We start from the raw sequence: 21,808 nt of genomic DNA on the forward strand, positions 1-21,808 counted from the left end.
GTTCTACTTAGTCCTTGAATTTTCACTGTTTTCATATTTTTCCTGAGCAACACAAGGCATATACTTATCTTTTACCTTATTTCTTTTTAGCTCCATACTAATAGTGCTTTTAGATCTCGTAAGATGTTGTGCTATCTTATTAATACTGACTCCTAGGTCATACATTCTTTTTATCTCATATCTCTCTTCTCGAGATAAGTGTCTATATTTTCTGTTCATCATTACCTATTTAAAATCTTATTATTTTAAATAGGTTCTATTCTACTTACTTATAGTATTTTCAATGGGACATGTAATAAGGACATTTTTGAAACTTATGTACAAGAGATATTGATCAAGGAATTAAAGGCTGGTCAGATAGTAGTAATGGATAATATTAATTTTCATAAAAGTACAAAAGTGAAAACGTTAATTGAATCTGTTGGTTGCAGTATTTTATTTTTACCAACTTACTCTCCTGACTTAAATCCTATTGAGCATTACTGGTTTAAAATCAAGAATGAAATAAGAAAAACTATTTCTAATTTTGAGCACTTTTTTGATGCTGTTTACTATGCTTTTAAAAAAGTCATTACCTTATCGCATTAAGCTATATATTTGAGATATTACCTTCCAAAACTGCCTTATGTAGTGGTGGCAATTGTTTAAATTTATCTATCTTAATTCTTGCTTTATTCTCAAAAAAATCCCACTATAGGTTGCATGTGCGTCTTATAGCATATCATGCTTAGTAAAGCAACTATTAATTGAATAAATTTTTAGTTATTTTATACCAACAGTTTTCAGGAATGTTTGATTTGTTACTAAAACCGCATATAATTAAATGATCTTTTGCCCTTGTCATTGCAACGTAGAGCAGTCTTATATATTCCTGTAGATCCTTTAATTTTTCTGCTTCTTTCAGTTCTTGTAGGAATTTAGGAGTATCAGCAGCACTTGCAGAAAAGGACATATCCCCATTATCATGCCAAATAAATTTACTACTGCTGATAGGTAGAGTGGTGGAGTCGCATAATATAACAATTGGTGCTTCCAAGCCTTTGGAGCCGTGTACTGTCATAACTCTTATTTTATCGGAATGCTCCATATCACGCTTAATCCAAATATCGTTATTCTCAAACCAAGCTACAAAGCTTTGTAGAGAATTATCTATATCATTTGCGTAATTGCTGCTTAGAGTTAGCAGCTCATTTACCATATCATCAACATATAAATTTAGAGTATTCACGATTAAATTGAAAAAATTATCGAGAGTGGATTTTTGATAAAGTCCAATAAAAGAAGTAAGCCTATTATATATACCTGGATGTGAAAACAGATTTTCCCATAAACTTTCATCATTTTTATTCATTAGAAGTTCGTATAATTGCTGCTCGCTAATACCGATAATCGGTGATTTAAGTAAGGCAGCAAGGTTTAAATCGTCATAAGGTAAGAGTACAAATTTAGCTACCGAAATTAAATCCATTATCGGCAAATGCTCTTTAAGGTTTACTTTATCGCTTGCCTCAACTTTAAGGTCAGCTTTGTTAAGCTCTTTTATCAGATTATTGCTAAATTCATCTCGCTTTCTTACCAAAATCATAAAATCTTTTTCAGATATAGGATTACCGGTCGAGGGCAGAATTTCTTTGCTGGCTATTTTTTCTTTTATAAAACTAACGATTTTTTTTATAAGTAAGTCAGCTGACGAAAGAGCATTGGCATAATCTTGTGGCAATGCCCAAAAAAGTTCTTCCTGCTTTTCGCTTGTCACCAAAGACCAAACTGTTACGGAACCTTTATGTGTACGAAATGCTGAAATTACTGGATTATCGGATAAGAAAAGAGTAGGGTAATGAGCTTTTATATATTTAAAAACCTGATGGGTAAATTGTAAAATTTCGCCGCATGATCTATAAGAATATTCAAGTGTAATCTTCTTAAATTTTTTATTTGCTTTAGCGAGATTCGTTTGTAATTTCTCATTCACTAGATTAAAATTCGCAAGATCAGCACCTTGAAAGCTATATATAGATTGCTTATCATCCCCAACGATAAAAATACTACTATCAGGTCTATTAAACTCGATTATTAGAGTGGTGATTATATTCCATTGTTCACGGCTTGTATCTTGTGCCTCGTCAACAAGTATATGATTAATCTCACTTTCAAGCTTATGCGATAACCACTCATGTATAGCTTTATTCTGAAATAATTTCTCGGTATGGTAAATTAAATCCTCATAATCAAGCAAGTTATTTTCTTCTTTAAATTTCTCGTATTTCTCTAGCAAAATATAAGCAAGTTTAGAAAGTAAATTAGTATGATATTCTAGCTCTTCTATGCGATATTCTTCATCTAATTTATAAATCTGAGATGTTAGCTTCTCTAACTCTAATAGTAATTTAGGATATTTTTGGGCTAGCTCTTTCGATAAAAGGCTTTTACGTTTTTTCCCGTCTCTGGTAAAAAAAATTTCTTTCGGCTCTATTTCTAAATCATAATCTGCAAATAAATTTTTTACCTTATCATAGATATTATTTAGCTCGGATAATGCTAACCTCTTATTACGTATCTCTGCCGGAATAGTTTTATGCGTGAATAATTTTTTGAATTTAATTTTTTGGTCAATGATCTCGCTGAAAATATCCTGCAAAGTTATTTCATGAAAACGATTTAGTAAAGTTTTAATTAAATCATTATGTTCATCGCTTAAATAAATCTCATTTCGTATTTTTAGAAAAATATCTTGTAATTGTGTCTCTTCAAGAATTTGAAATTCGGGTGTTATATCGGCTTCTACGGGAAAAGTTTTAAGAATTTTTTGACAAAATGTATGAATCGTATAAATGTTTAAAGGTTCATTATTATCAAGTAATTTGCTATATAGATTTTTTGCATTTTCAAGCTCTAAAGCAAGCGGCTTCTGACCACTCATTAAAAAAAGCTCCTGTTCTAGTTGTCTGGGATCACAAAGAGAGAAAGTTTTGAGTTTATTGCTAATTCTTAGCTGCATTTCTACGCTAGCTGCATTAGTAAAAGTAAGGCATAGGATATTTTGAAAATTTATTCCTTTGATTAATAGGCGTAAAAAACGGTCAGTTAGGATTTTAGTTTTACCTGTGCCGGCAGATGCCGACACCCAAACGGAATAATCAGGATCAGAAGCTTGTTGTTGTAGATTGTTCATTTGTTTTTGCGTGTGAATGACAGAGAACGCTTATAAATCCTATAAATTACAATTAAAGATGCGGCGAGTCCAAACCAAGTTATAGCATATTCTAAATGATCATTTCTAATAGCAGCGAGGTGATTTATTGAAAGCGGTAGCAAAATATCCAAATTGCTAATATCTTCGCTCTCTTCAATGAGATAAAAATTTTCAAGATTTAACCCTAAAACTTTAGACGCTTCTTGTAAGTCTAAGGTCAGCCATACATTATTTTTAACATCATTAGCAGGTAAGTAGCTGCGGGTTTTTTCGGACGGCATAGTAACACCGATAAGCTCATGGGGTTGGTCATTGGTTGCTTGTGTAATAATATTTTTATTGCGGTTACTAAACCAGCCTCGAGCTACTAAAATAATTTTATCTTCAGCGGGTTTAAACGGTGTAACTAAATAATAGCCATCCTTTTCGCTCGACATTGACCGCCTACCATACAAATATATATCTTTATTAGGTAAAAAATGCCCAGTAATTTTTACTTTATGGTAAGGTAAGTTATCTTTAATTTCAGCTAAATCAATTGCAGGGGAGGTAAGATTTTCTTGCATCGATGTTAAAAATAGCTTCTTTTCTTTTAAGCGAATAAGCTGCCAAAAACCTAAAGAGATCAGTATTATAAAGGTGACTAGTACAGTGAGTTTTGTTTTCATAATTGGGTTTTAGAGGGTTGTTGTGTATTTGTCATTCACGCATAGGCGGGAATCCAGCATAAAGCGAGCGAAATCGAGCTTTTAGCTTTAAAAATTTACTGTATTTAGGCTTTTTTTCCTGGATTCCCGCTTCCGTGGGAATGACATAGAATAAAAATTGTCCGGTACTATAGGTCAAGCCACGGGGTGACAGGAACATGATAATGCTTCTAAGCAGTTTTTAAAATCTTGCTTAAGAATTCCTTATGTTTTTGTAATTCTTCTTTTGTCGGTTTAATAACGGGAATATTCCTATGTGCCTGAGAATCCAAGCGATTATAGCTCAAATTATTTACCTTAGCAGCTTTATCAAGCATCTTGAAAGCTGACTGCCTACCGCCGGTTAGCTCTACATATACTTCAGCAAGTAAAGCTGCATCTTTAAGAGCACCATGTAGTTGCCTGCCGGAATTATCCACCTTAAATCTTTTACATAAAGCATCAAGGCTGTATTTTGATCCAGGAAACATACTTCTAGCCATCACTAAAGTATCAATAGCATGTTCAAGTTCTAGGAGTTTAATTTCAGCTCTTTTTAATAATGATAATTCATGATTTAGAAATTTAACATCGAAAGGTGCATTATGAATAACAAGCTTACTATCGGCAATAAACTCTAAAAAATCATCTGCAATAGTATGAAATAGTGGCTTATCTTTTAGAAACTCACCGGAAATGCCATGAATTCTATAAGCCTCAAACGGCATGTCTCGTTCTGGGTTAAGATAGAAATGAAAATGTCTGCCGGTTAGTACCTTATTTACCATTTCAATAGCACCGATCTCAACAATTCGGTGACCGCCTTTTGGATCAAGTCCCGTAGTTTCCGTATCTAAAATTATTTCTCTTAAACTCGACATTCTAAATTTGTTATTAGGTTATTTATTTGTTTTTCCAAGTCTAACATATCAACGCCGCTATTTATAGCAAAATCTGCTTTTGCTATTTTACTCTCCTGCGAAAGCTGAATTTCCTTTATCTTGTTATAGATTTCCACATCAAAAGAAGATCTGGTTGTTGCTCTTTGCATTCTTATTTCTTCAGAGCAATGCACAGTCACGACAAAGTCAAAATATTTATCAAATTTAGCTTCGTATAATAGCGGTATTTCGGCAAATCCGAATTTGGATTTTACGTTTTCCTGTTTAAATTGAATTAGCTTATCTATCAGCAATGGATAAATAAAATTTTGTAATTTCTCACGTGCGAGATCATTGTTATAAATTAAATTACTAATCTTTCCAATGTTAAAAGTTTCAAGCTCCGGCAATAATTTTAAAATACCGGTTTGTATCTTTGAATCTTGATATAATTCTTTTATGCATCTATCGGCACAAAAAGTCTTATATCCTTTTTCTGCTAAATAGTCCAAAATAAAAGTTTTGCCCGATGCATAGCTACCGGTAATACCTATTGCTAACATTTTGTTATAAAAATTTTATGTTCATTAGCGAGTTTTATAGTTTTCTCTTCTTCAGCTATAATTACTTGGTTTTTTTGAATTGCAACGCCTTTGTAATTATATTTAGCAAGATTTTTTATAGTATTAACGCCGATGGTCGGCAAATCTAGCCTATTATCCTGTCCTATTTTTGAAAGCTTAATAAGCACTCCACCGCAAGATTTTTTACGTAAGTCTGCACATCTAGCTATTAAATTATCTGTCCCTTCAGCTGCTTCTATGCCAAGTACATAACCATCTTTAACTATAACCGACTGACCAATATCAAATTTACTTAAATGATTTAATAATTTTACCCCAAATTCAATATCTTTTTTATCAGAACTTGTAGGGCTAGTATTAGTTATAATATTAGAATCACATTGTTGATTTTGATATATCTCGCTACTTGAAATTATCTTAAAGCCATAACTCTCAAAAAAACTAGCTACTATTCTTAATAAATTATCATCCCCACGAATTTTTTGGCTAATTATTTTAAGAAGTAATAAACCACCTATTTTATCCACTGCTAAGTTTTTAAAATTTGGTCTATCGACTCCTCCTATAAGAATAATATTTTTTACGTTATGTTGTGTAAAATACTTAATAGCTGCTCCAACCATACCGATTTTAATAGGTTGATACTCAAAGTCTTTAATTAATTCTATATCAGCTTCGCCCTCTATCGCAGCTATATAACAATTACCCCCTTGTTTTCTATAATTACCTGCTATTAAAGAAGGTAGTGAACCTTTACCGGCAATAATCCCAAGATTTGGTAGCATAGAAGATTTTTTAATTTAAGTAATATTTATTATTAAGTATACAAGTATACTATCATACAAGTATATAAATAATATTTATTATTTAGTATATTTAAAACATAAATCTAAAAACCTTTACAAATTAATCAAATTAAGCGATAATAGTAAGTGCTAATATAGCTATAGTAATAAACGTAATTTAGAATAGAGGTTGCGGACTCGGGGGCAGTACCCGACGCCTCCACCAATACTCATACTCGATGAATTTCAAAATTGGCTACGTTGTCCTACAAGTACTCCGGTACTCACGTATTAAGTAACTGCTTCTGTTCCTCGTCTTGTGGACGCCTTGCTCTTTTTGAAATTGATCTTCGTATGACAGTATAACAATATGATATACGATGCTAATACTGCTTATATTTTGAAAGATAAGTAGTATTTTGAGGGGGCGAAATAGGATCGACGTGCCTAATAAAAAAATTGCTTTTACTCGGGATGATTCCGCCGCAGGCTTTTGCCTTACGGGTCAAAACAAAGAAACGCAAACGATAACTATCGTTCTGCAGGTACTCCAGCTTTAGCTGTAGCATAAACCTGCACGGCTTGGGGGGTTTGCCGGGTAACAGAAAAACCCTCATTTCTTTTCTTTAAAGAAGCGTATAGCTACGCTTCTTTAAAGAAGGCTTTAAATAATGAGTAATAAAAGTGAAAAGCGGTTTCCACTTTTATACAAAATATCACTTATTTCTTCTATATATGAATATCGAATATAAAAAATTTTTAAATGAATCTATGCTGGAATTTGTAAAAAAGGTTTTGGCAAGGATTCAGCATGAAAATTTATATTGGGATCAATTGATATATATATCATATAAGACCGATCATCCGGCTGTCATTTTGCCTTTAAAAGTTAGACAAGCATACCCAAAAGAAATAACGATAGTACTTCAGAATCAATTTGAGAATATAGTAGTAAAAGATACCGGATTTTCTGTAATGTTGAGTTTTAGCGGTATTAAGGAAACAATCTATATACCATTTGATGCTCTTATTAGTTTTGTTGATTCAAGCAATAGTTATAGTTTTACTTTTAATCAGCAATTAAATATCCAAAATAATAATACAGCTGAAATATTGAAAATAGAAAAGCAAATTTTGGAAGAAGAAAATAATGATAAAATTGATGAAGCTTTATTGTCAAAAAATGTTATCATGCTAGATAAATTCCGTAACTCTTCTAAGTCTAAACCTATTAAACCTAGTTAAAATATTGAAAGAAGATATATCGAAAGTAGTTATATATACCGATGGTGCATGTTCTGGCAATCCAGGTCCAGGAGGGTGGGGAGCGTTACTTCAATTTAATGAGGTTAATAAGGAAATATTTGGACATGAGCTTGAGACTACTAATAACCGTATGGAAATTACAGCAGCTCTTGAAGCACTAAAAATTCTAAAAAAACCTTGTCATGTGGAAATTTATACTGATAGTAAGTATTTACAACAAGGTATTACCGTTTGGATCCATAATTGGATAAAAAACAACTGGTGTAAAAGCAACAATGAACCTGTTAAAAATGCTGATTTATGGCAAAATTTGTACGAAGAATTAAGCAAACATACTATCATTTGGAAATGGGTAAAAGGACATGCAAGTAATAGCGGTAATATTGCTGCTGATAAACTTGCAGTACAAGGAAGACAAACTGCTATAGAAATTTTAAAATGTCGTGGATAAATAAGTTTTTTATTACTTTTTTTCATAAAAAAGTAGGAGAAGATGAGTTACTAAACCAATATTACGAAAGTAAGAAGCTTGACTATTTAGGACGTCCTAAAAGATTTGTTATCTATAAAAATGCTAATGAACCAACAAAAATTTCGCCAAGTTGGCATGCATGGTTGCATCATTTAGTAAATGAAATACCAAGAAATATTAAGCTTTTTTCTTGGCAAGAAAGTAACAAAATAAGCCAAAAATCATCTAAATCGTCAAATGCTAGATATAGCAGATGGCAACCATAAATTAACTATTTGGTATAAAAAACAATGAAACAAAATATTATTGAAACAATTATTGGTTTTGCAGTATTAATTATTGCTTTCCTATTCTTAATTTTTGCTTATAAAACTGGCAGTTCTATGACTAACGCCAAAGGCTATCAGCTCACTGCTAGTTTTCAAAGTGCTGAAGGGATATCAGTTGGAAGTGACGTGATGATTTCAGGTATAAAAATCGGTAATGTTAAAAAGATTTTTTTAGATCCAACCAGCTATTTTGCTACTGTATATTTAAATGTCAATGAGAATGTTAAAATACCTAAAGACTCAAAAGCTCAAGTAGTTACTAGTGGTCTACTTGGAGGTAAATATATTGCAATCGTACCAGGAAACGATAATGATGATTTAACGCCTAATGAGGAAATAAAATATACTCAATCGGCTATTAATATCGAATCTTTAATTAACAAAATTGTTTCTTCATTCGGTAGTAAGTAAATCCCTCAATATCTGGGCTTTGCTTCCTCTTTTTGGAATTATAAATTTAGTTTTTATATTATATAGTTTTTTAAGAGAACTAATAATTGATTCAGAATTTTATATCGGTACGTTAATTATTATTTCTTTAGTAGGTTTTCTTGTTTGATAAAACTGACCTATAAAAGACTCTAAAACTTCTAATTTAGTACTTGTTCTGCTATAAATGGGGGAATAGTTTTGCTCCCCCCATTTCTGTCCTCCTCTGTAGAGTATAGCCTTAATATAAAATCTATCATTTTCTTCAGTAATAATAAGCACATCAGCATCTATTATCCCTTCATATTGTTTTCCGATGCGTAATTTAGATAATTTTATAAGATCAAAACTTACGCTATGTTTGGTTCTAAATATCGTAAAGATGGAGAACGCAGCTGTTGTTGCATATAGTCATCTAAAAGCCCTAACTTTATTTGGTAAACCGTTTTACCGATTGTATTTGCAGTCCTTTTGAGAAATGCCCAAACTAAAAATGCACAACTAATATGATTACGTTGAATACGCTGTTTCCTGCATTGACAACGTTCTATCCCAGTAAGTTGCTTAATTTCTCTGTGCATGCTCTCAATTACCCATCGAAAGCCACACTCATCTTGTACAGCTTTAGAAGATTTTTGAGTTTTGTTATTGGTAACAACATACTCAACTCTGTTGGTAGAAACAGTAAATTTAAACAAATTAACATGCTTATTTTTAGCAAAGCCTTTTATATGAATCTCTACTCCATGCCTGATCTCTTCATCTGAAAATGTCAACTCTTTTACAGCTTTATAAGGTTTAGAATCGTGCGTTTTACTAACGTTTCTATTGGCTTTAATAGGGGCATAATAATATTTCCCCAGAGAGTCAACATGTTGCATAATTTTGTGTGTAGAATACCATGTGTCAAAAAGTACTGTTTGAAAAGGAATCCTTGCTATAAACAGCATTATTTAACATGTTTAATAGGTGTTCTAGTTTTGTTGCTCCATCATGATCAGGTGCAAAAATTCGATAATCTATTACCCAAAACTTATTAATATCAGGGTTATAATATACCAGACTCACTACTCCTATACCTTTAGTAACTCTACCTGTAGCTCCACTGTACTGCGATCTTGCAATTTCTATTTGCTTCGTATTCCTTTTATTTAAAACCGTATCATCAAATATTGTATATCCATTAGATGAAAAAATAACATCATTCTTGATGTGTTCCCATAACAAAGAAGGTGTATATTTTTCATTCCTTAAAAATCTATTAATAACATCATGACTACATTTCTTTGCATGTTCAGCGTAGTAGGTTAAACTATAATTCTTTTGGCTAACTATTAAAAATTGACAATAATCTGTCCTATTAATTGGTATTGCTTGCAACTTTATCCTCTTTGACATGTTTAATTATTTTTACAATAATTTATCACTTTTTTACTCATAGCGTAAGTTTTGAGATTAATTCTATCTCTAATCAAAGCTGCTTTTTCAAAATGAGAATCATCGCTTAGAACCTGCATTTTGAGTGCTAATTTTCCTAGTAATTTTTCTATATTGCTTGATAAAAAATCGTTAATCTGCTCTATCAACTCGGCATAATCTTCTTTAGAAATATTACCTGTGCAAGGAGCAAAGCATTTGCCAATTTCATATTCTAAACATGGACGCTTTCTAAGGGCAAAATCGCTATCGCTGTAAGTTCGTAGCTTAAAAATTTTTTGTAATTCTGCAATGATTAAGTCTATTTGATGTCCAGATGTGAATGGTCCAAACAATTTATTTCCTGTTGAATTATCTAGATAACATTTTACTAACGTAGGAAAATCATGATCTGATCGTAGCTTTATATAGCTAGCTGATTTATCTCGTCTAAGTAATATATTAAAACGTGGTTGATGTTGCTTAATTAATTGCGTCTCCATCAAAAATGCTTCGCTTTCTGAAGTAGTAACTTTATATTCAACTAAATAAACTTGATGCACCATTCTAGCTATTCTGCCACGCAAATTATTTTTACTATAATAGTTTAAACGTTTTTTTAAATTTTTAGCTTTACCTATATAAATAATTTCCTTATCAGAATTATACATTAAATATATTCCTGGTAGAGTAGGGATGTATTGTAATAATTGGTGTATTAACTTACTTTCATAGTTTATAGCATAAGTCATTAAGGTACTGACAGAGCGAGAGTATCATGTTATAGTAAGCAAATATTAACAAGCATGTAAAGAGATATGGCACGAGCATATGCAATAGAACTAAGACTAAGAGTTATAAAAGCTGTAGAAGCAGGGATACGAATAAGTAAGGTAAGTAAATTATTTAATGTAAGTCGTGATACTATATATAAATGGAAAAAATTAAAAGATAAGCAAGGTACTTTAGAAGCAGCAACTGGTTATCAGAAAGGACATAGTCATAAGATAAAAGATTCAGAATCTTTTAAAGAATTTTTTAAAGCTAATATGAATAAAACATCAAAGGAGTTAGCAAAGCAATGGGGTAATATTGCATCTGTAACTATTTTAAGACAAATCAGAAAACTTGGCTATAGCTATAAACAAAACTCATTTTCATCTGAAAAGAGATATTAAATTAAGAAATGAATTTATAGCAAAGATACAAACCATCACAAAAGACAAATTAGTATATCTTGATGAATCTGGAATAGAGGATAATGCTTGCAAAGAGTATGGATGGAGCATTATAGGACAAAGGTGTTATGGAGAAAAGGTGTATCAACATAAATTTAGAATAAGTATGATAGCTGGTCTTTGTAATGGTAATCTTATTGCTCCTGTAATATTTGAAGGTAATTGTAATACAGAGGTCTTTAAAACTTATATTAGGGATGTATTAATTACAGAATTACAACCTGGGCAAACCGTTATTATGGATAACATTAATTTTCATAAAAATTCTAAAGTTAAAGAGTTCATTGAATCCGTTGGTTGTACCATATTGTATTTACCAACTTACTCTCCTGATTTAAATCCTATAGAGCATTACTGGTTTAAGATAAAAAATGAAATTAGGAAAGTTGTAGAAGATTTTGAAACATTTTATGATGCTGTTTTTAATACTATTAAATTGTCAGTATCTTAATGATTTATGCTATATGTTATCTGCTAACATTTAAACCAAAACTAGAATTATTAACTAAAATAATAAAGATAATTTATGCAAAAGCCAAGCTATCTAAATTTTGATAACAAAAATTATGAATGGAAAAACGATATTGATTATAGCAAATAGCCTGAAAAATATAGAGTAGGAAAAGGTGAGCAAGGGGTGCTTATTTGTTAGCCTTATAAAAATGAAATATTACCTTTCTGGAAATTTAAAACCCCTGGAGTTGCTAAAGAAAGTAGTGAAAAAATATATGATATGTTTTTGGAGTATTTAAATGATAATGATTTTGTTGGGGCAGATATGGCTCGTAAATATTTACAAATGGGTTTTACCAGAAGCAGACGTTACACTAATTATAAGGGGGGTAAAAAATACGATGCTGAGCATGATTATGAGCAGTTAGAGAAAGGAACAGGGGATCCTGAAAAAGCCATAAGTGCTGAAATATTTTTTAAAAAATGGCAAGAAGCGGAAGAAAATGAGAAATATAAAGCTATGAAAAAAGAATGGAAAAAGCAATTTGGTTAAATAAAAATAATGTAATTAAGCTATTGTAAAGATGATTTTAGAGGTGTATTATCTAACTATAAGCAAAATAATTTGCTTAATAAAACATAAATTAATAAAGGAGTAAATTATGAAAGACTTAAAAGTTGGTTCTGCTAAAGAAGATATCGAAGGAATCAAAAAAGATATAGAGAGCCTAGTTTCAAGGTTACATAATTTAAAAGGTAAATCTGGCGACATCCTAGACGAGCAGCTAGATAATTTATCATCTGTTATGGATCATTACAAACATAAAGGAATAGAAAAAGGTAAAGCTAATGTAGCTGATTTATGTGAGTCGACACGTGACCACCCTTTGCGGAATCTCGCCTATGCTTTTGGTGCAGGTGTATTACTCGCTATTCTTATGAAATAGGTAGTTCAATGTTAAAATCTCTAATATTTGAGTTATTAAAAGGTAGCATGGAGCAGGAAAAAAAATCTTACGGCAAGCCGTTTGTGTATTTTTTTAATGTTCTAGGTTTAGCTTTAATAATTGCTGCTAATTATCTTTATGTTGCGGATGCGGTAAAATTTTGTTCTCTTATGAATATTGGTATAGCATCTATAATAATTTCTATTATTATTGAAGCTATCAGATGTTATCTAAAATATAAAAATAGATATCGTACAATAAATATGTTAAGGGATAAAAGTAGAAGTTTAGTAGATAGCGTAAGCGATCAATTTTCGGATTTAATTCCTAATAAAACCTTGATCAAATATTTACCAACGATTATCCGCTATGTTCCAACCACTATATTAACATTTTTAATAGGTGTTTACATAAAAAGAAAATTTGCTAAAAATATTACAAATCCGCTTTTAGGTAGATGGTAATAAAATAAGATAATAGTAACTTAAAAGTTACTATATATCTTATAAATAAAATTATGAGTATAATTCTACGTGATCAAATATAGTTTCGCCTAAGCCCATAATATCATCATTTATGTTGGTTTCTAATATTGGGGCTTCAAGGTTATTTGAGATTAATTGCTCATGAAAATCTTTTACCGGCATATACTGAATAAACTTGCCTTTATAATTTCCACTAATGTGAGGCGTAGAGCCATCATAATTAGAAAGAAATTCTACAAGTGTTTTAGTATCTACTTGTTGATTTGCAAAAAATTCGCTAAATTTTTCACAATTAAAACTTGTAACTAAAGAAGATTTGTTTTCGCTAGCAGTGGTGAATAAAATAGCATTTTTGCTGCTTTCTTCCCAAGCTTTATGATATTGACCTGAATAGCAACTTCTAATAAGATATACAGTTTCCTTTGCTAAATCATCTGGAAATTCTGATATTACTTTTTGTAATTTTCCTTCTTCTTTTGAGTCATGAGAATGAATCATTACAAAAACAAAATCTAGTTTTTGGTCTCTAATATTTTTTGCTTCTTTTTGAAGTGTTTCAGATATTTGGTCTGAAAAAAGATATTTAGAACCGGTGCCATATGTTATTAATTGATCAAATAAAGGGCGTAAATTATTATATTCATAATTACAACTATTATAATTCCAAGTTTTTCCCCCATCATCTTGTATAATAAAAGCTAAGTTATTTTTATCTATACTAGTAATTTCGGTAAATATATTACTAAATAATGCATGAAGAGGTATATCTTTTTCATTAATTTTAAGAGTTAAGTTATACTTAAAATTATCTTGATTAATAGCAAATTTCATGAATCTAAGTTTGTTTGCTAAATTATAAACCTTTGTTTCTATGTTATTGCTGGTCAGGTTTTTTACACTTTCAAAATCACCTTTAATAAAAGCGATATCTAAATCAGTTGCCTCTAAACGTTTTAGTTCTTTCACTCCTTCAGGGGAGTCAGCTAACTTTTTAATTGTTTTAATAGCGATAGGAAGTAATGCTGTTATTTCTTCATTTTCAGGGTCGTGGCTATCTGTTATAGCTTGATCAATTACATATCTTATAATATCAATATAACTATTATTTGCTTTGCTAGTTTTAGCAAATTCTACTTTTTTTTATATTTTTTAATTGAGTAATTAAACCTTGTAAATTTAAATTAAAAATATCTGTGTTATGACTATCAAAATTTAATCTCTTTTGGGTATATTCCCCGCCGCTTGCGGCGTAATATGGCGGAATGAGCAAATATATACATAAAAGTCATAATGTTACGGTACTGCTTCACATGGTATTTCCAGCAAAATATCGCCGAGCAGTGTTTGACGTATCAGTTGATCAAGTATTACGAGAAATATGTTTAGAGATAGAAAAGAGATATCAAATAAAATTTTTAGAAATAGGGGTTGATGAAGATCATGTCCATTTTTTGGTACAATCTGTACCAACCTATAGCGTAACAAAAATAGTAACAACAATTAAAAGTGTTACAGCTCGTCAAATATTTAGACAGTGTCCACAGGTAAAGAAACAATTATGGGGTGGAGAATTTTGGACTGATGGATATTTTACGAGTACGGTAGGTAAGCATGGAAATGAGAATATGATAGGAAAATACGTAAAAAACCAAGGCAAGGAATATCAGAAACTGCATGAGGATCATCAGCTAGCTTTCTTCTAAAATACCCCGCTGCTTGCGGCGGGGATTACTTTTTTTTCCATGCATAAATAATTTCCTTTAATAATTACAAAACTTACGCTATGTTTGGTTCTAAATATCGTAAAGATGGAGAACGCAGCTGTTGTTGCATATAGTCATCTAAAAGCCCTAACTTTATTTGGTAAACCGTTTTACCGATTGTATTTGCAGTCCTTTTGAGAAATGCCCAAACTAAAAATGCCCAACTAATATGATTACGTTGAATACGCTGTTTCCTGCATTGACAACGTTCTATCCCAGTAAGTTGCTTAATTTCTCTGTGCATGCTCTCAATTACCCATCGAAAGCCACACTCATCTTGTGCAGCTTTAGAAGATTTGTGAGTTTTGTTATTGGTAACAACATACTCAACTCTGTTGGTAGAAACAGTAAATTTAAACAAATTAACATGCTTATTTTTAGCAAAGCCTTTTATATGAATCTCTACTCCATGCCTGATCTCTTCATCTGAAAATGTCAACTCTTTTACAGCTTTATAAGGTTTAGAATCGTGTGTTTTACTAACGTTTCTATTGGCTTTAATAGGGGCATAATAATATTTCCCCAGAGAGTCAACATGTTGCATAATTTTGTGTGTAGAATACCATGTGTCAAAAAGTACTGTTTGAAAAGGAATCTTCTTGCTATAAACAGCATTATTTAACATGTTTAATAGGTGTTCTAGTTTTGTTGCTCCATCATGATCAGGTGCAAAAATTCGATAATCTATTACCCAAAACTTATTAATATCAGGGTTATAATATACCAGACTCACTACTCCTATACCTTTAGTAACTCTACCTGTAGCTCCACTGTACTGCGATCTTGCAATTTCTATTTGCTTCGTATTCCTTTTATTTAAAACCGTATCATCAAATATTGTATATCCATTAGATGAAAAAATAACATCATTCTTGATGTGTTCCCATAACAAAGAAGGTGTATATTTTTCATTCCTTAAAAATCTATTAATAACATCATGACTACATTTCTTTGCATGTTCAGCGTAGTAGGTTAAACTATAATTCTTTTGGCTAACTATTAAAAATTGACAATAATCTGTCCTATTAATTGGTATTGCTTGCAACTTTATCCTCTTTGACATGTTTAATTATTTTTACAATAATTTATCACTTTTTTACTCATAGCGTAAGTTTTGTTATATTAAAAATGCTATGATTCGCAAGAAATAGTCGCCGGATGCTATAGCTTAATGCGATAAGGTAGTGATTTTTAAGAGCATAGTAAACAGCATCAAAAAAGTGCTCAAAATTAGAAATAGTTTTTCTTATTTCATTCTTGATTTTAAACCAGTAATGCTCAATAGGATTTAAGTCAGGAGAGTAAGTTGGTAAAAATAAAATACTGCAACCAACAGATTCAATTAACGTTTTCACTTTTGTACTTTTATGAAAATTAATATTATCCATTACTACTATCTGACCAGCCTTTAATTCCTTGATCAATATCTCTTGTACATAAGTTTCAAAAATGTCCTTATTACATGTCCCATCAAATATTATTGGGGCAATAATATCTTTGACACACAGCCCAGCAATCATACTAATCCGTGATTTATGTTGATAGACCTTTTCACCATAACATCTTTGACCGATAATGCTCCACCCGTGTTCTCTACAGCTATTATCTTCTATCCCAGACTCATCGATAAATACTAAATCTTGTTTATCTATAGTTTTTAGTTTCAATATAAACTCATTCCTTAGACCAATATCCCTTTTGGGATGAAGAAAAGTTTTTTTTATAACTATAACCTAATTTATTAAGCAATCTTGATATCGTACTTGCAGATACTTTTTGACTCCAGTTATTAGCTAGCTCCATGGTGGTTTTATCAAAATTTAATTCTATAAATTTTTTAAATCCCTCTATGTCTCTTATTATTCTACGATGTCCTGTATGATAACCACTTTTTGCTTTGACATCCCCAGTTTGTTTCTTTAATTTTTTCCACTCTATTATAGTCTTCCTACTAATAGAGTATATCTCTGAAGTCTCTTTTATTGTTTTACCATCTGTTAAACTTTTTATTACTCGTATTCTTAAATCGTATGAATATGCCTTTGCCATAAGTTTTTCATTTAGTATAATCCAACTCATACTATAAGTCACTACCTTATCGCATTAAGCTATATAGCCGGAAAGTTAAAACTAGACAAAAATACAGCTTTGTGTATCAGTACAGAAAGTATATATAGATTTGTTTACACTTCTGCAGTAGCAGCTAAATTAAAGTTATATAGCTATTTACCTTCTAAAAGATATAAAAGGCAAGAAAGAGGGAAGAGGCGTCAAAGGATCATTATACCACAAAGGATCTCAATACATCAGCGTGATGCAATAGCTACGAAAAAGGTAGAAGTAGGGCATTTTGAGGCAGATCTTACATTTCATAAAGGTAATCAAAGTATGAATATTGGTGCACTGGTGGATAAAAAGAGTCAAAAGATTATTTTAGTGCTGAATAACTCCAAGAGAGCTACAACAGTTACCAATGGTTTTTTAAGAAAGATAAAAACTCTTCCAAATAGTGTGAGAAAGACTATTACTATGGATAATGGCAAAGAGTTTGTGGGGCATGTTGCCTATAGACTATCTGGGTTTCAAACTTTCTTTTGTGATCCATACCGCCCTAGACAAAAAGCATTAGTGGAAAAAATGAATTCTATGATTCATAGAATTTTACCTAAAAATACAGATATTACTACCGTTACACAAAGAGGTCTTGACAATGTTGCTGAGATTTTAAATAACATGCCAAGAAAGATTTTTGGTTATAAAACCCCCAATGAAATTTGGGCAGAAAATTTATAGGTTTTGTTCTACTTAGTCCTTGCATTTTCACTTGAATTTTCATATTAATCATGTGATAAATCTAAATGATGCAGTAGGAAAAGAAATATTAGCCAGCTCTCCAGATAAAGCAATGGTGAATGAATCATTAGCAATGTTCATGCCATATGTTGAAGAAGAAGATATAGCTAATTATCCTGAATTTGAAAGGATATCAATACATTATAATAGGCAAAAACATGATAATTTAATTGTATGGTTATCAATAAGAGCAGTGATAAAGGAATTAGTTGCTACAACACATTACGAAGGCAATAAGAATTATTCTTCTAAAGATGCTCTAAATGAGTTATTTATAATGCTTAATTATGATTTAAATCCTAATAAGAATGAGGGATGACAACATTCAAACAATTTAAAACTGAAGTAATACAATAGATAACAAGGAGATTGGGATGAGCAATACACTACCACCATAACCGGCAAAGAAAACTGTCGTTGCATATAGTTGTGCATTTTTAGTTTGGGCATTTCTCAAAAGGACTGCAAATACAATCGGTAAAACGGGTTACCAAATAAAGTTAGGGCTTTTAGATGACTATATGCAACAACAGCTGCGTTCTCCATCTTTACGATATTTAGAACCAAACATAGCGTAAGTTTTGATAATATAAAAGCTATAAAGTGCCAAATAATACAATTTAATTGAAAAACATTTACATCAAATCTATTCCAATAAATATGTTGTTTTCTTTTATTACTTCTGCTAGCCTTTCTTGGTGTTCAAAAAGTATATACTCATGTTAACAATCCCATATAGTAAGTGATTTTATGCTATACGAAAAATTTGAACACAACATCAATAATTTAATAGGGGGTTTTGGCTTATCTAAAATAGCTATTGCGGTTTCTGGCGGTAGTGATTCCGTAGCACTGCTTTACCTTGCAAGTATCTGGGCTAAAAAAAATAATATAGAGCTGTTTGTTTTATCGGTTGACCATAATTTAAGAGAGCAATCAAAGCAGGAAATTGAGTATATCCAAAATACTGCTAACGATTTAGGTTTTAAGTTTTATAGCCTTTTTTTCGATCATCAAAATAATTTTTCTAATTTACAGGAGCGAGCAAGAAAAGGACGTTATGATTTAATGACTTCATTGTGCCAGAAGCTTGATATATTAGTTCTATTAACCGCTCACCATGAAGATGATTATATAGAAAATTTTTGCCTTAGATTAGAGCGTAAAAGCGGCGTATTCGGACTTAGCAGCAGCAGCGTAAACTGGCATAATAATACGCAAATAATTAGACCTCTGTTTAATATTCCTAAAAGCGAATTAGTAAACTATTTAGTTACAAATAATATTAAATGGTTTGAAGATCAATCAAATTTATCGACTAAATATAGACGTAATACTATTCGGCTGAAATTAGCTAAAGAGGAAGATTATATTAAAGATGATATAATTACTGAGCAGATTAAAGTTAATGAATTAGTAGAAAATAAGTTTAAACCGGAATTAATATCCGCAATAGCCGTATCGGTAAAGATATCTGAATATGGCTTTGCTTTTCTTGATTTAATTAAATTTAGCGGATTTTCACAAGAAGTACGAGTGCAGCTAATTAACTTTTTATTGATAATAATTAGCGGACAGCAACGCTCGGCTCGTTTCTATTCGGTAGAGCCTATTTTAAAATTAATTACGCAAAGTTTGGATTTTAAAAATACTTTGCATGGTTGCGTAATTAAGCGTATGCAAAATGAATTATTAATATATCGGGAGTTTGGTAAAAAGCTACCAGAAAGTAAGTTATTATTAGATAAGCAGGTTGTTTGGGATAATCGTTTCCGTATTACAAAAAATCATGACATAGAAAATTGTGTAGCAACATATTTATCGCTAGAAGATTATAAAATAATCAAGAAAGAACTAGATCTAGAAGTTTTAAAAAACCTATCTTGTGGAAACCACAATGCGATTTTATTTACCTTACCTATTATTAAAATACTTGAAAAAGTTGTAGCAATACCACATATATCGTACTATGATAACGACATAAAGAGTTTTAACGTCTCTTTTGCTCCGGATTTTACATCTCGTTTTACACATTTTTACTGAGTCAGTTAATTAAACTGGTAAAAATGTTTTTGTTTATAATTAATGATTTTTGTTAGGTTTTGTATCAATGAATAATCAAGGTAAAAATATTATAGTTTGGGCAGTAATTTTTGTTTTTGTAATACTGCTTTTCAATGTTTTTCAGTCTGACGGGTTATTTAGCAGTAAAAATAATATATCTTTCTCAGAATTTTTAACAAAAGTCGATGAGAAAACTGTTAACTCGGTTAAAATTCAAGGAAGAATAATAGAAGGAACTTCAAATGATGGTTCTAGTTTTAGTACTTACGCTCCTGATTATCCTGATTTAGTAAATCGTCTAAATAATAATGACGTTAATATAGAAGTCGTTCCGCCTGAAACAAGAATGAACACCTTTTTAAGCTTCTTAATTTCTTGGTTTCCGATGCTTTTATTAATCGGTGTTTGGGTTTTCTTTATGCGACAAATGCATGGCGGCGGTAAAGCTATGGGGTTTGGTAAATCTAAAGCCAAACTTTTGTCGGATAAGGGTCCAAAAATAACTTTCAAAGATGTAGCTGGTATTGACGAAGCAAAAGACGAATTAACCGAAATAGTAGATTTTTTAAGAGACCCTAGCAAGTTCCAAAAGCTTGGCGGTAAAATACCGAAAGGTTGTTTGCTTATAGGTCCACCAGGAACAGGTAAGACGCTACTTGCTAAGGCAATTGCCGGCGAGGCTAACGTACCATTTTTTAGCATCTCTGGTTCTGATTTCGTTGAGATGTTTGTAGGCGTTGGTGCTAGCCGTGTGCGTGATATGTTTGAGCAGGGCAAGCGTAATGCCCCTTGTATTATCTTTATTGATGAGATCGATGCTGTAGGTCGCCATAGAGGTATTGGTATGGGCGGCGGCAATGATGAGCGTGAGCAAACCCTGAATCAGATGTTAGTTGAGATGGACGGGTTTGAAGCAAACGAAGGAGTTGTGATTATTGCAGCTACCAACCGCCCTGACGTACTTGATAACGCTTTATTAAGACCAGGTAGGTTCGATAGGCAAATTACTGTCTCAAATCCTGATATTGATGGACGAGAAAAAATACTACAAGTGCATTTAAAGAAAGTAAAATACAGCACTAAAATCGTACCAAGAATTATTGCCAGAGGAACACCAGGATTTTCTGGTGCTGAACTTGCTAATTTAGTTAATGAAGCTGCTCTTATTGCTGCAAGGCGTAATAAAAAAGAAGTAGAAATGCATGATTTGGAAGAAGCAAAAGATAAGGTCATGATGGGGGTTGAGCGTCGCTCAATGATTATGTCTGACGAGCAGAAAAAATTAACTGCATATCATGAGGGAGGGCATGCTTTAGTTGGTTTATACTGTCCCGCTTCTGATCCTATTCATAAAGCTACGATTATTCCACGTGGTAGGGCTCTTGGTATGGTTATGAGATTACCAGAAAATGATCGTTTTTCAATGCCACGTGATAAGATGGAGGCAGATATTGCGGTAGCCATGGCTGGTAGAGTAGCTGAAGAAATTATATTTGGTAAAGAAAAGGTAACTTCAGGGGCATCATCAGATATAAAGATGGCAACCAGAATGGCAAAGGCAATGGTTACCGATTGGGGGCTTAGCGATAAGGTCGGTCCTGTATATCACGGAAGTGCTAGTGAAGATATGTATACTAATAGAAATAGTTCTAGTGATAGATCGGAAAGTACTTCAGAGTTAATAGATGAAGAAGTAAAGAAAATTGTTACTACCGGCTATGATTTAGCAAAAGACATTTTAACTAAGCACCTAGATCAACTTCATATACTTGCTAAAGCCTTAATAGAATATGAAACATTATCAGGTCAGCAAATCAAAAATTTACTTAGCAGCAGACAGCTAGACTCTGAAGAAGAAAATAACTTTCCTTTTGGTGCGGCATCATCTACCATAAAAATAGCCGAAGAAAAAGACCTTAAGAAAGCAAAACCAATTAAAGCTAAAAAGGAAGATAAAAGCTAAT

General features: G+C 31.7%; 26 protein-coding genes, 1 other RNA gene and 2 pseudogenes. 15 read left to right on the forward strand and 14 right to left on the reverse strand.

Translation table 11 applies throughout. The annotated features are described in order from the left end of the window. Positions 1-3: 3 nt before the first annotated feature. Entirely contained in the window at positions 4-222 is a 219-nt protein-coding gene (locus AAGD55_RS11660) for a helix-turn-helix domain-containing protein (RefSeq protein ID WP_341791574.1), read from the reverse strand. Between the two features lie 54 nt (positions 223-276). On the opposite strand from AAGD55_RS11660, the pseudogene AAGD55_RS11665 reads away from it, so the two are divergent. Then, positions 277-588 (forward strand): annotated as a pseudogene (locus tag AAGD55_RS11665) (transposase); the annotation flags it as partial. Positions 589-742: 154 nt separating this feature from the next. On the opposite strand, the gene AAGD55_RS11670 reads toward AAGD55_RS11665, so the two are convergent. The 5 genes from AAGD55_RS11670 to AAGD55_RS11690 form a co-directional block, all read right to left on the reverse strand. After that, positions 743-3,172 (reverse strand): exodeoxyribonuclease V subunit beta, encoded by a 2,430-nt coding sequence (locus AAGD55_RS11670; protein ID WP_341791575.1) that lies wholly within the window; start codon positions 3,170-3,172, stop codon positions 743-745. Further along, the gene (locus tag AAGD55_RS11675) at positions 3,169-3,861 is read right to left on the reverse strand and encodes an SURF1 family protein (protein ID WP_341791576.1); all 693 of its coding nucleotides are present in this window, start codon (positions 3,859-3,861) and stop codon (positions 3,169-3,171) included. The genes AAGD55_RS11670 and AAGD55_RS11675 overlap by 4 nt, the downstream gene beginning before the upstream one ends. A 209-nt stretch (positions 3,862-4,070) precedes the next feature. Then, entirely contained in the window at positions 4,071-4,760 is a 690-nt protein-coding gene (gene dnaQ / locus AAGD55_RS11680; RefSeq protein ID WP_341791577.1) for a DNA polymerase III subunit epsilon, read from the reverse strand. Beyond that, positions 4,748-5,323: a dephospho-CoA kinase gene (gene coaE / locus AAGD55_RS11685; protein WP_341791578.1), complete on the reverse strand. Its 576-nt coding sequence runs from the start codon at positions 5,321-5,323 to the stop codon at positions 4,748-4,750. Before coaE ends, dnaQ begins: the two co-directional genes overlap by 13 nt. Next, positions 5,317-6,129: an LpxI family protein gene (locus tag AAGD55_RS11690; protein ID WP_341791579.1), complete on the reverse strand. Its 813-nt coding sequence runs from the start codon at positions 6,127-6,129 to the stop codon at positions 5,317-5,319. The genes coaE and AAGD55_RS11690 overlap by 7 nt, the downstream gene beginning before the upstream one ends. A gap of 109 nt (positions 6,130-6,238) precedes the next feature. Between AAGD55_RS11690 and ssrA the strand changes: the two genes are divergently transcribed. The 5 genes from ssrA to mlaD all read left to right on the forward strand — a co-directional run bounded on the left by ssrA (position 6,239) and on the right by mlaD (position 8,607). Next, positions 6,239-6,747, forward strand: a transfer-messenger RNA (tmRNA) gene (gene ssrA, locus AAGD55_RS11695). A gap of 117 nt (positions 6,748-6,864) precedes the next feature. Next, positions 6,865-7,374, forward strand: coding sequence for a ClpXP protease specificity-enhancing factor SspB (locus AAGD55_RS11700; protein ID WP_068041421.1), 510 nt, complete (start codon positions 6,865-6,867; stop codon positions 7,372-7,374). A gap of 4 nt (positions 7,375-7,378) precedes the next feature. After that, positions 7,379-7,846, forward strand: coding sequence for a ribonuclease HI (rnhA, locus tag AAGD55_RS11705; RefSeq protein ID WP_011477056.1), 468 nt, complete (start codon positions 7,379-7,381; stop codon positions 7,844-7,846). After that, on the forward strand, positions 7,834-8,133 hold the full coding sequence (locus AAGD55_RS11710; protein WP_341791580.1) for an NADH-ubiquinone oxidoreductase subunit NDUFA12 family protein: 300 nt from the start codon (positions 7,834-7,836) through the stop codon (positions 8,131-8,133). The genes rnhA and AAGD55_RS11710 overlap by 13 nt, the downstream gene beginning before the upstream one ends. 24 nt (positions 8,134-8,157) lie before the next feature. Further along, positions 8,158-8,607, forward strand: coding sequence for an outer membrane lipid asymmetry maintenance protein MlaD (gene mlaD / locus AAGD55_RS11715; protein ID WP_341788892.1), 450 nt, complete (start codon positions 8,158-8,160; stop codon positions 8,605-8,607). Between the two features lie 99 nt (positions 8,608-8,706). Here mlaD and AAGD55_RS11720 read toward each other — a convergent pair whose 3' ends face one another. The 4 genes from AAGD55_RS11720 to AAGD55_RS11735 form a co-directional block, all read right to left on the reverse strand. After that, on the reverse strand, positions 8,707-8,907 hold the full coding sequence (locus tag AAGD55_RS11720; RefSeq protein ID WP_341791581.1) for a hypothetical protein: 201 nt from the start codon (positions 8,905-8,907) through the stop codon (positions 8,707-8,709). 68 nt (positions 8,908-8,975) lie between these two features. Beyond that, positions 8,976-9,575: a transposase gene (locus tag AAGD55_RS11725; protein WP_341791582.1), complete on the reverse strand. Its 600-nt coding sequence runs from the start codon at positions 9,573-9,575 to the stop codon at positions 8,976-8,978. Next, a complete protein-coding gene (locus tag AAGD55_RS11730; RefSeq protein ID WP_341791583.1) occupies positions 9,532-10,023 on the reverse strand; it encodes a hypothetical protein in 492 nt (163 codons plus the stop codon). The genes AAGD55_RS11725 and AAGD55_RS11730 overlap by 44 nt, the downstream gene beginning before the upstream one ends. A 2-nt stretch (positions 10,024-10,025) precedes the next feature. Next, positions 10,026-10,793: a GIY-YIG nuclease family protein gene (locus AAGD55_RS11735; protein WP_341791584.1), complete on the reverse strand. Its 768-nt coding sequence runs from the start codon at positions 10,791-10,793 to the stop codon at positions 10,026-10,028. Between the two features lie 66 nt (positions 10,794-10,859). Between AAGD55_RS11735 and AAGD55_RS11740 the strand changes: the two genes are divergently transcribed. The 4 genes from AAGD55_RS11740 (at position 10,860) to AAGD55_RS11755 (ending at position 13,143) form a co-directional block, all read left to right on the forward strand. Then, a protein-coding gene (locus tag AAGD55_RS11740; RefSeq protein ID WP_341791585.1) for an IS630 family transposase occupies positions 10,860-11,730 on the forward strand; the annotation gives its coding sequence in 2 pieces (ribosomal slippage) (positions 10,860-11,186 and positions 11,188-11,730; 870 coding nt in all). 216 nt (positions 11,731-11,946) lie between these two features. After that, complete coding sequence (locus tag AAGD55_RS11745; protein WP_341792601.1) at positions 11,947-12,285, forward strand: DUF4385 family protein; 339 nt, start codon at positions 11,947-11,949, stop codon at positions 12,283-12,285. A 109-nt stretch (positions 12,286-12,394) separates the two neighbouring features. Beyond that, on the forward strand, positions 12,395-12,679 hold the full coding sequence (locus AAGD55_RS11750; protein WP_011477061.1) for a hypothetical protein: 285 nt from the start codon (positions 12,395-12,397) through the stop codon (positions 12,677-12,679). An 8-nt stretch (positions 12,680-12,687) separates the two neighbouring features. Further along, the gene (locus tag AAGD55_RS11755) at positions 12,688-13,143 is read left to right on the forward strand and encodes a hypothetical protein (RefSeq protein WP_341791586.1); all 456 of its coding nucleotides are present in this window, start codon (positions 12,688-12,690) and stop codon (positions 13,141-13,143) included. Between the two features lie 51 nt (positions 13,144-13,194). Here AAGD55_RS11755 and AAGD55_RS11760 read toward each other — a convergent pair whose 3' ends face one another. Together AAGD55_RS11760 and AAGD55_RS11765 are read right to left on the reverse strand one after the other, a co-directional pair. After that, positions 13,195-14,130, reverse strand: a complete 936-nt coding sequence (locus AAGD55_RS11760) for a hypothetical protein (protein WP_341791587.1) — start codon at positions 14,128-14,130, stop codon at positions 13,195-13,197. Between the two features lie 154 nt (positions 14,131-14,284). After that, a complete protein-coding gene (locus tag AAGD55_RS11765) occupies positions 14,285-14,434 on the reverse strand; it encodes a hypothetical protein (protein WP_341791588.1) in 150 nt (49 codons plus the stop codon). Here AAGD55_RS11765 and tnpA point away from each other — a divergent pair. Further along, positions 14,427-14,867, forward strand: coding sequence for an IS200/IS605 family transposase (gene tnpA, locus AAGD55_RS11770; protein WP_341791589.1), 441 nt, complete (start codon positions 14,427-14,429; stop codon positions 14,865-14,867). The two genes, AAGD55_RS11765 and tnpA, sit on opposite strands and share 8 nt — an antisense overlap. Positions 14,868-14,940: 73 nt before the next feature. Here the strand turns inward: tnpA and AAGD55_RS11775 are convergent, their stop codons facing one another. Together AAGD55_RS11775 and AAGD55_RS11780 are read right to left on the reverse strand one after the other, a co-directional pair. Next, positions 14,941-15,990: a transposase gene (locus AAGD55_RS11775; protein ID WP_341790834.1), complete on the reverse strand. Its 1,050-nt coding sequence runs from the start codon at positions 15,988-15,990 to the stop codon at positions 14,941-14,943. 127 nt (positions 15,991-16,117) lie between these two features. Beyond that, positions 16,118-16,976: pseudogene (locus AAGD55_RS11780) on the reverse strand (IS630 family transposase); the annotation flags it as partial. 99 nt (positions 16,977-17,075) lie between these two features. Here AAGD55_RS11780 and AAGD55_RS11785 point away from each other — a divergent pair. From AAGD55_RS11785 to ftsH, 4 genes are all read left to right on the forward strand, one after another. After that, on the forward strand, positions 17,076-17,720 hold the full coding sequence (locus AAGD55_RS11785; RefSeq protein ID WP_341791590.1) for an IS30 family transposase: 645 nt from the start codon (positions 17,076-17,078) through the stop codon (positions 17,718-17,720). A gap of 31 nt (positions 17,721-17,751) precedes the next feature. Then, on the forward strand, positions 17,752-18,099 hold the full coding sequence (locus AAGD55_RS11790) for a hypothetical protein (RefSeq protein WP_341791591.1): 348 nt from the start codon (positions 17,752-17,754) through the stop codon (positions 18,097-18,099). Between the two features lie 431 nt (positions 18,100-18,530). Beyond that, positions 18,531-19,823 (forward strand): tRNA lysidine(34) synthetase TilS, encoded by a 1,293-nt coding sequence (gene tilS / locus AAGD55_RS11795; protein ID WP_341791592.1) that lies wholly within the window; start codon positions 18,531-18,533, stop codon positions 19,821-19,823. 67 nt (positions 19,824-19,890) lie between these two features. Continuing rightward, positions 19,891-21,807 carry an ATP-dependent zinc metalloprotease FtsH gene (gene ftsH / locus AAGD55_RS11800; RefSeq protein WP_341792602.1) on the forward strand — a complete coding sequence of 639 codons (1,917 nt, stop codon included), beginning with the start codon at positions 19,891-19,893 and terminating at the stop codon, positions 21,805-21,807. Position 21,808 lies beyond the last annotated feature (1 nt).

The sequence above is a fragment of the Rickettsia endosymbiont of Gonocerus acuteangulatus genome, assembly GCF_964026435.1.
Classification (GTDB): domain Bacteria; phylum Pseudomonadota; class Alphaproteobacteria; order Rickettsiales; family Rickettsiaceae; genus Rickettsia.

Bases quoted from the DNA above. Each gene is read 5' to 3' on its own strand.
- AAGD55_RS11660 (WP_341791574.1), bottom strand. From the start codon at position 222: ATGATGAACAGAAAATATAGACACTTATCTCGAGAAGAGAGATATGAG.
- AAGD55_RS11670 (WP_341791575.1), bottom strand. From the start codon at position 3,172: ATGAACAATCTACAACAACAAGCTTCTGATCCTGATTATTCCGTTTGG.
- AAGD55_RS11675 (WP_341791576.1), bottom strand. From the start codon at position 3,861: ATGAAAACAAAACTCACTGTACTAGTCACCTTTATAATACTGATCTCT.
- dnaQ (WP_341791577.1), bottom strand. From the start codon at position 4,760: ATGTCGAGTTTAAGAGAAATAATTTTAGATACGGAAACTACGGGACTT.
- coaE (WP_341791578.1), bottom strand. From the start codon at position 5,323: ATGTTAGCAATAGGTATTACCGGTAGCTATGCATCGGGCAAAACTTTT.
- AAGD55_RS11690 (WP_341791579.1), bottom strand. From the start codon at position 6,129: ATGCTACCAAATCTTGGGATTATTGCCGGTAAAGGTTCACTACCTTCT.
- AAGD55_RS11700 (WP_068041421.1), top strand. From the start codon at position 6,865: ATGAATATCGAATATAAAAAATTTTTAAATGAATCTATGCTGGAATTT.
- AAGD55_RS11710 (WP_341791580.1), top strand. From the start codon at position 7,834: ATGTCGTGGATAAATAAGTTTTTTATTACTTTTTTTCATAAAAAAGTA.
- mlaD (WP_341788892.1), top strand. From the start codon at position 8,158: ATGAAACAAAATATTATTGAAACAATTATTGGTTTTGCAGTATTAATT.
- AAGD55_RS11725 (WP_341791582.1), bottom strand. From the start codon at position 9,575: ATGCTGTTTATAGCAAGGATTCCTTTTCAAACAGTACTTTTTGACACA.
- AAGD55_RS11730 (WP_341791583.1), bottom strand. From the start codon at position 10,023: ATGTCAAAGAGGATAAAGTTGCAAGCAATACCAATTAATAGGACAGAT.
- AAGD55_RS11735 (WP_341791584.1), bottom strand. From the start codon at position 10,793: ATGACTTATGCTATAAACTATGAAAGTAAGTTAATACACCAATTATTA.
- AAGD55_RS11750 (WP_011477061.1), top strand. From the start codon at position 12,395: ATGAAAGACTTAAAAGTTGGTTCTGCTAAAGAAGATATCGAAGGAATC.
- AAGD55_RS11755 (WP_341791586.1), top strand. From the start codon at position 12,688: ATGTTAAAATCTCTAATATTTGAGTTATTAAAAGGTAGCATGGAGCAG.
- tnpA (WP_341791589.1), top strand. From the start codon at position 14,427: ATGAGCAAATATATACATAAAAGTCATAATGTTACGGTACTGCTTCAC.
- AAGD55_RS11775 (WP_341790834.1), bottom strand. From the start codon at position 15,990: ATGTCAAAGAGGATAAAGTTGCAAGCAATACCAATTAATAGGACAGAT.
- tilS (WP_341791592.1), top strand. From the start codon at position 18,531: ATGCTATACGAAAAATTTGAACACAACATCAATAATTTAATAGGGGGT.
- ftsH (WP_341792602.1), top strand. From the start codon at position 19,891: ATGAATAATCAAGGTAAAAATATTATAGTTTGGGCAGTAATTTTTGTT.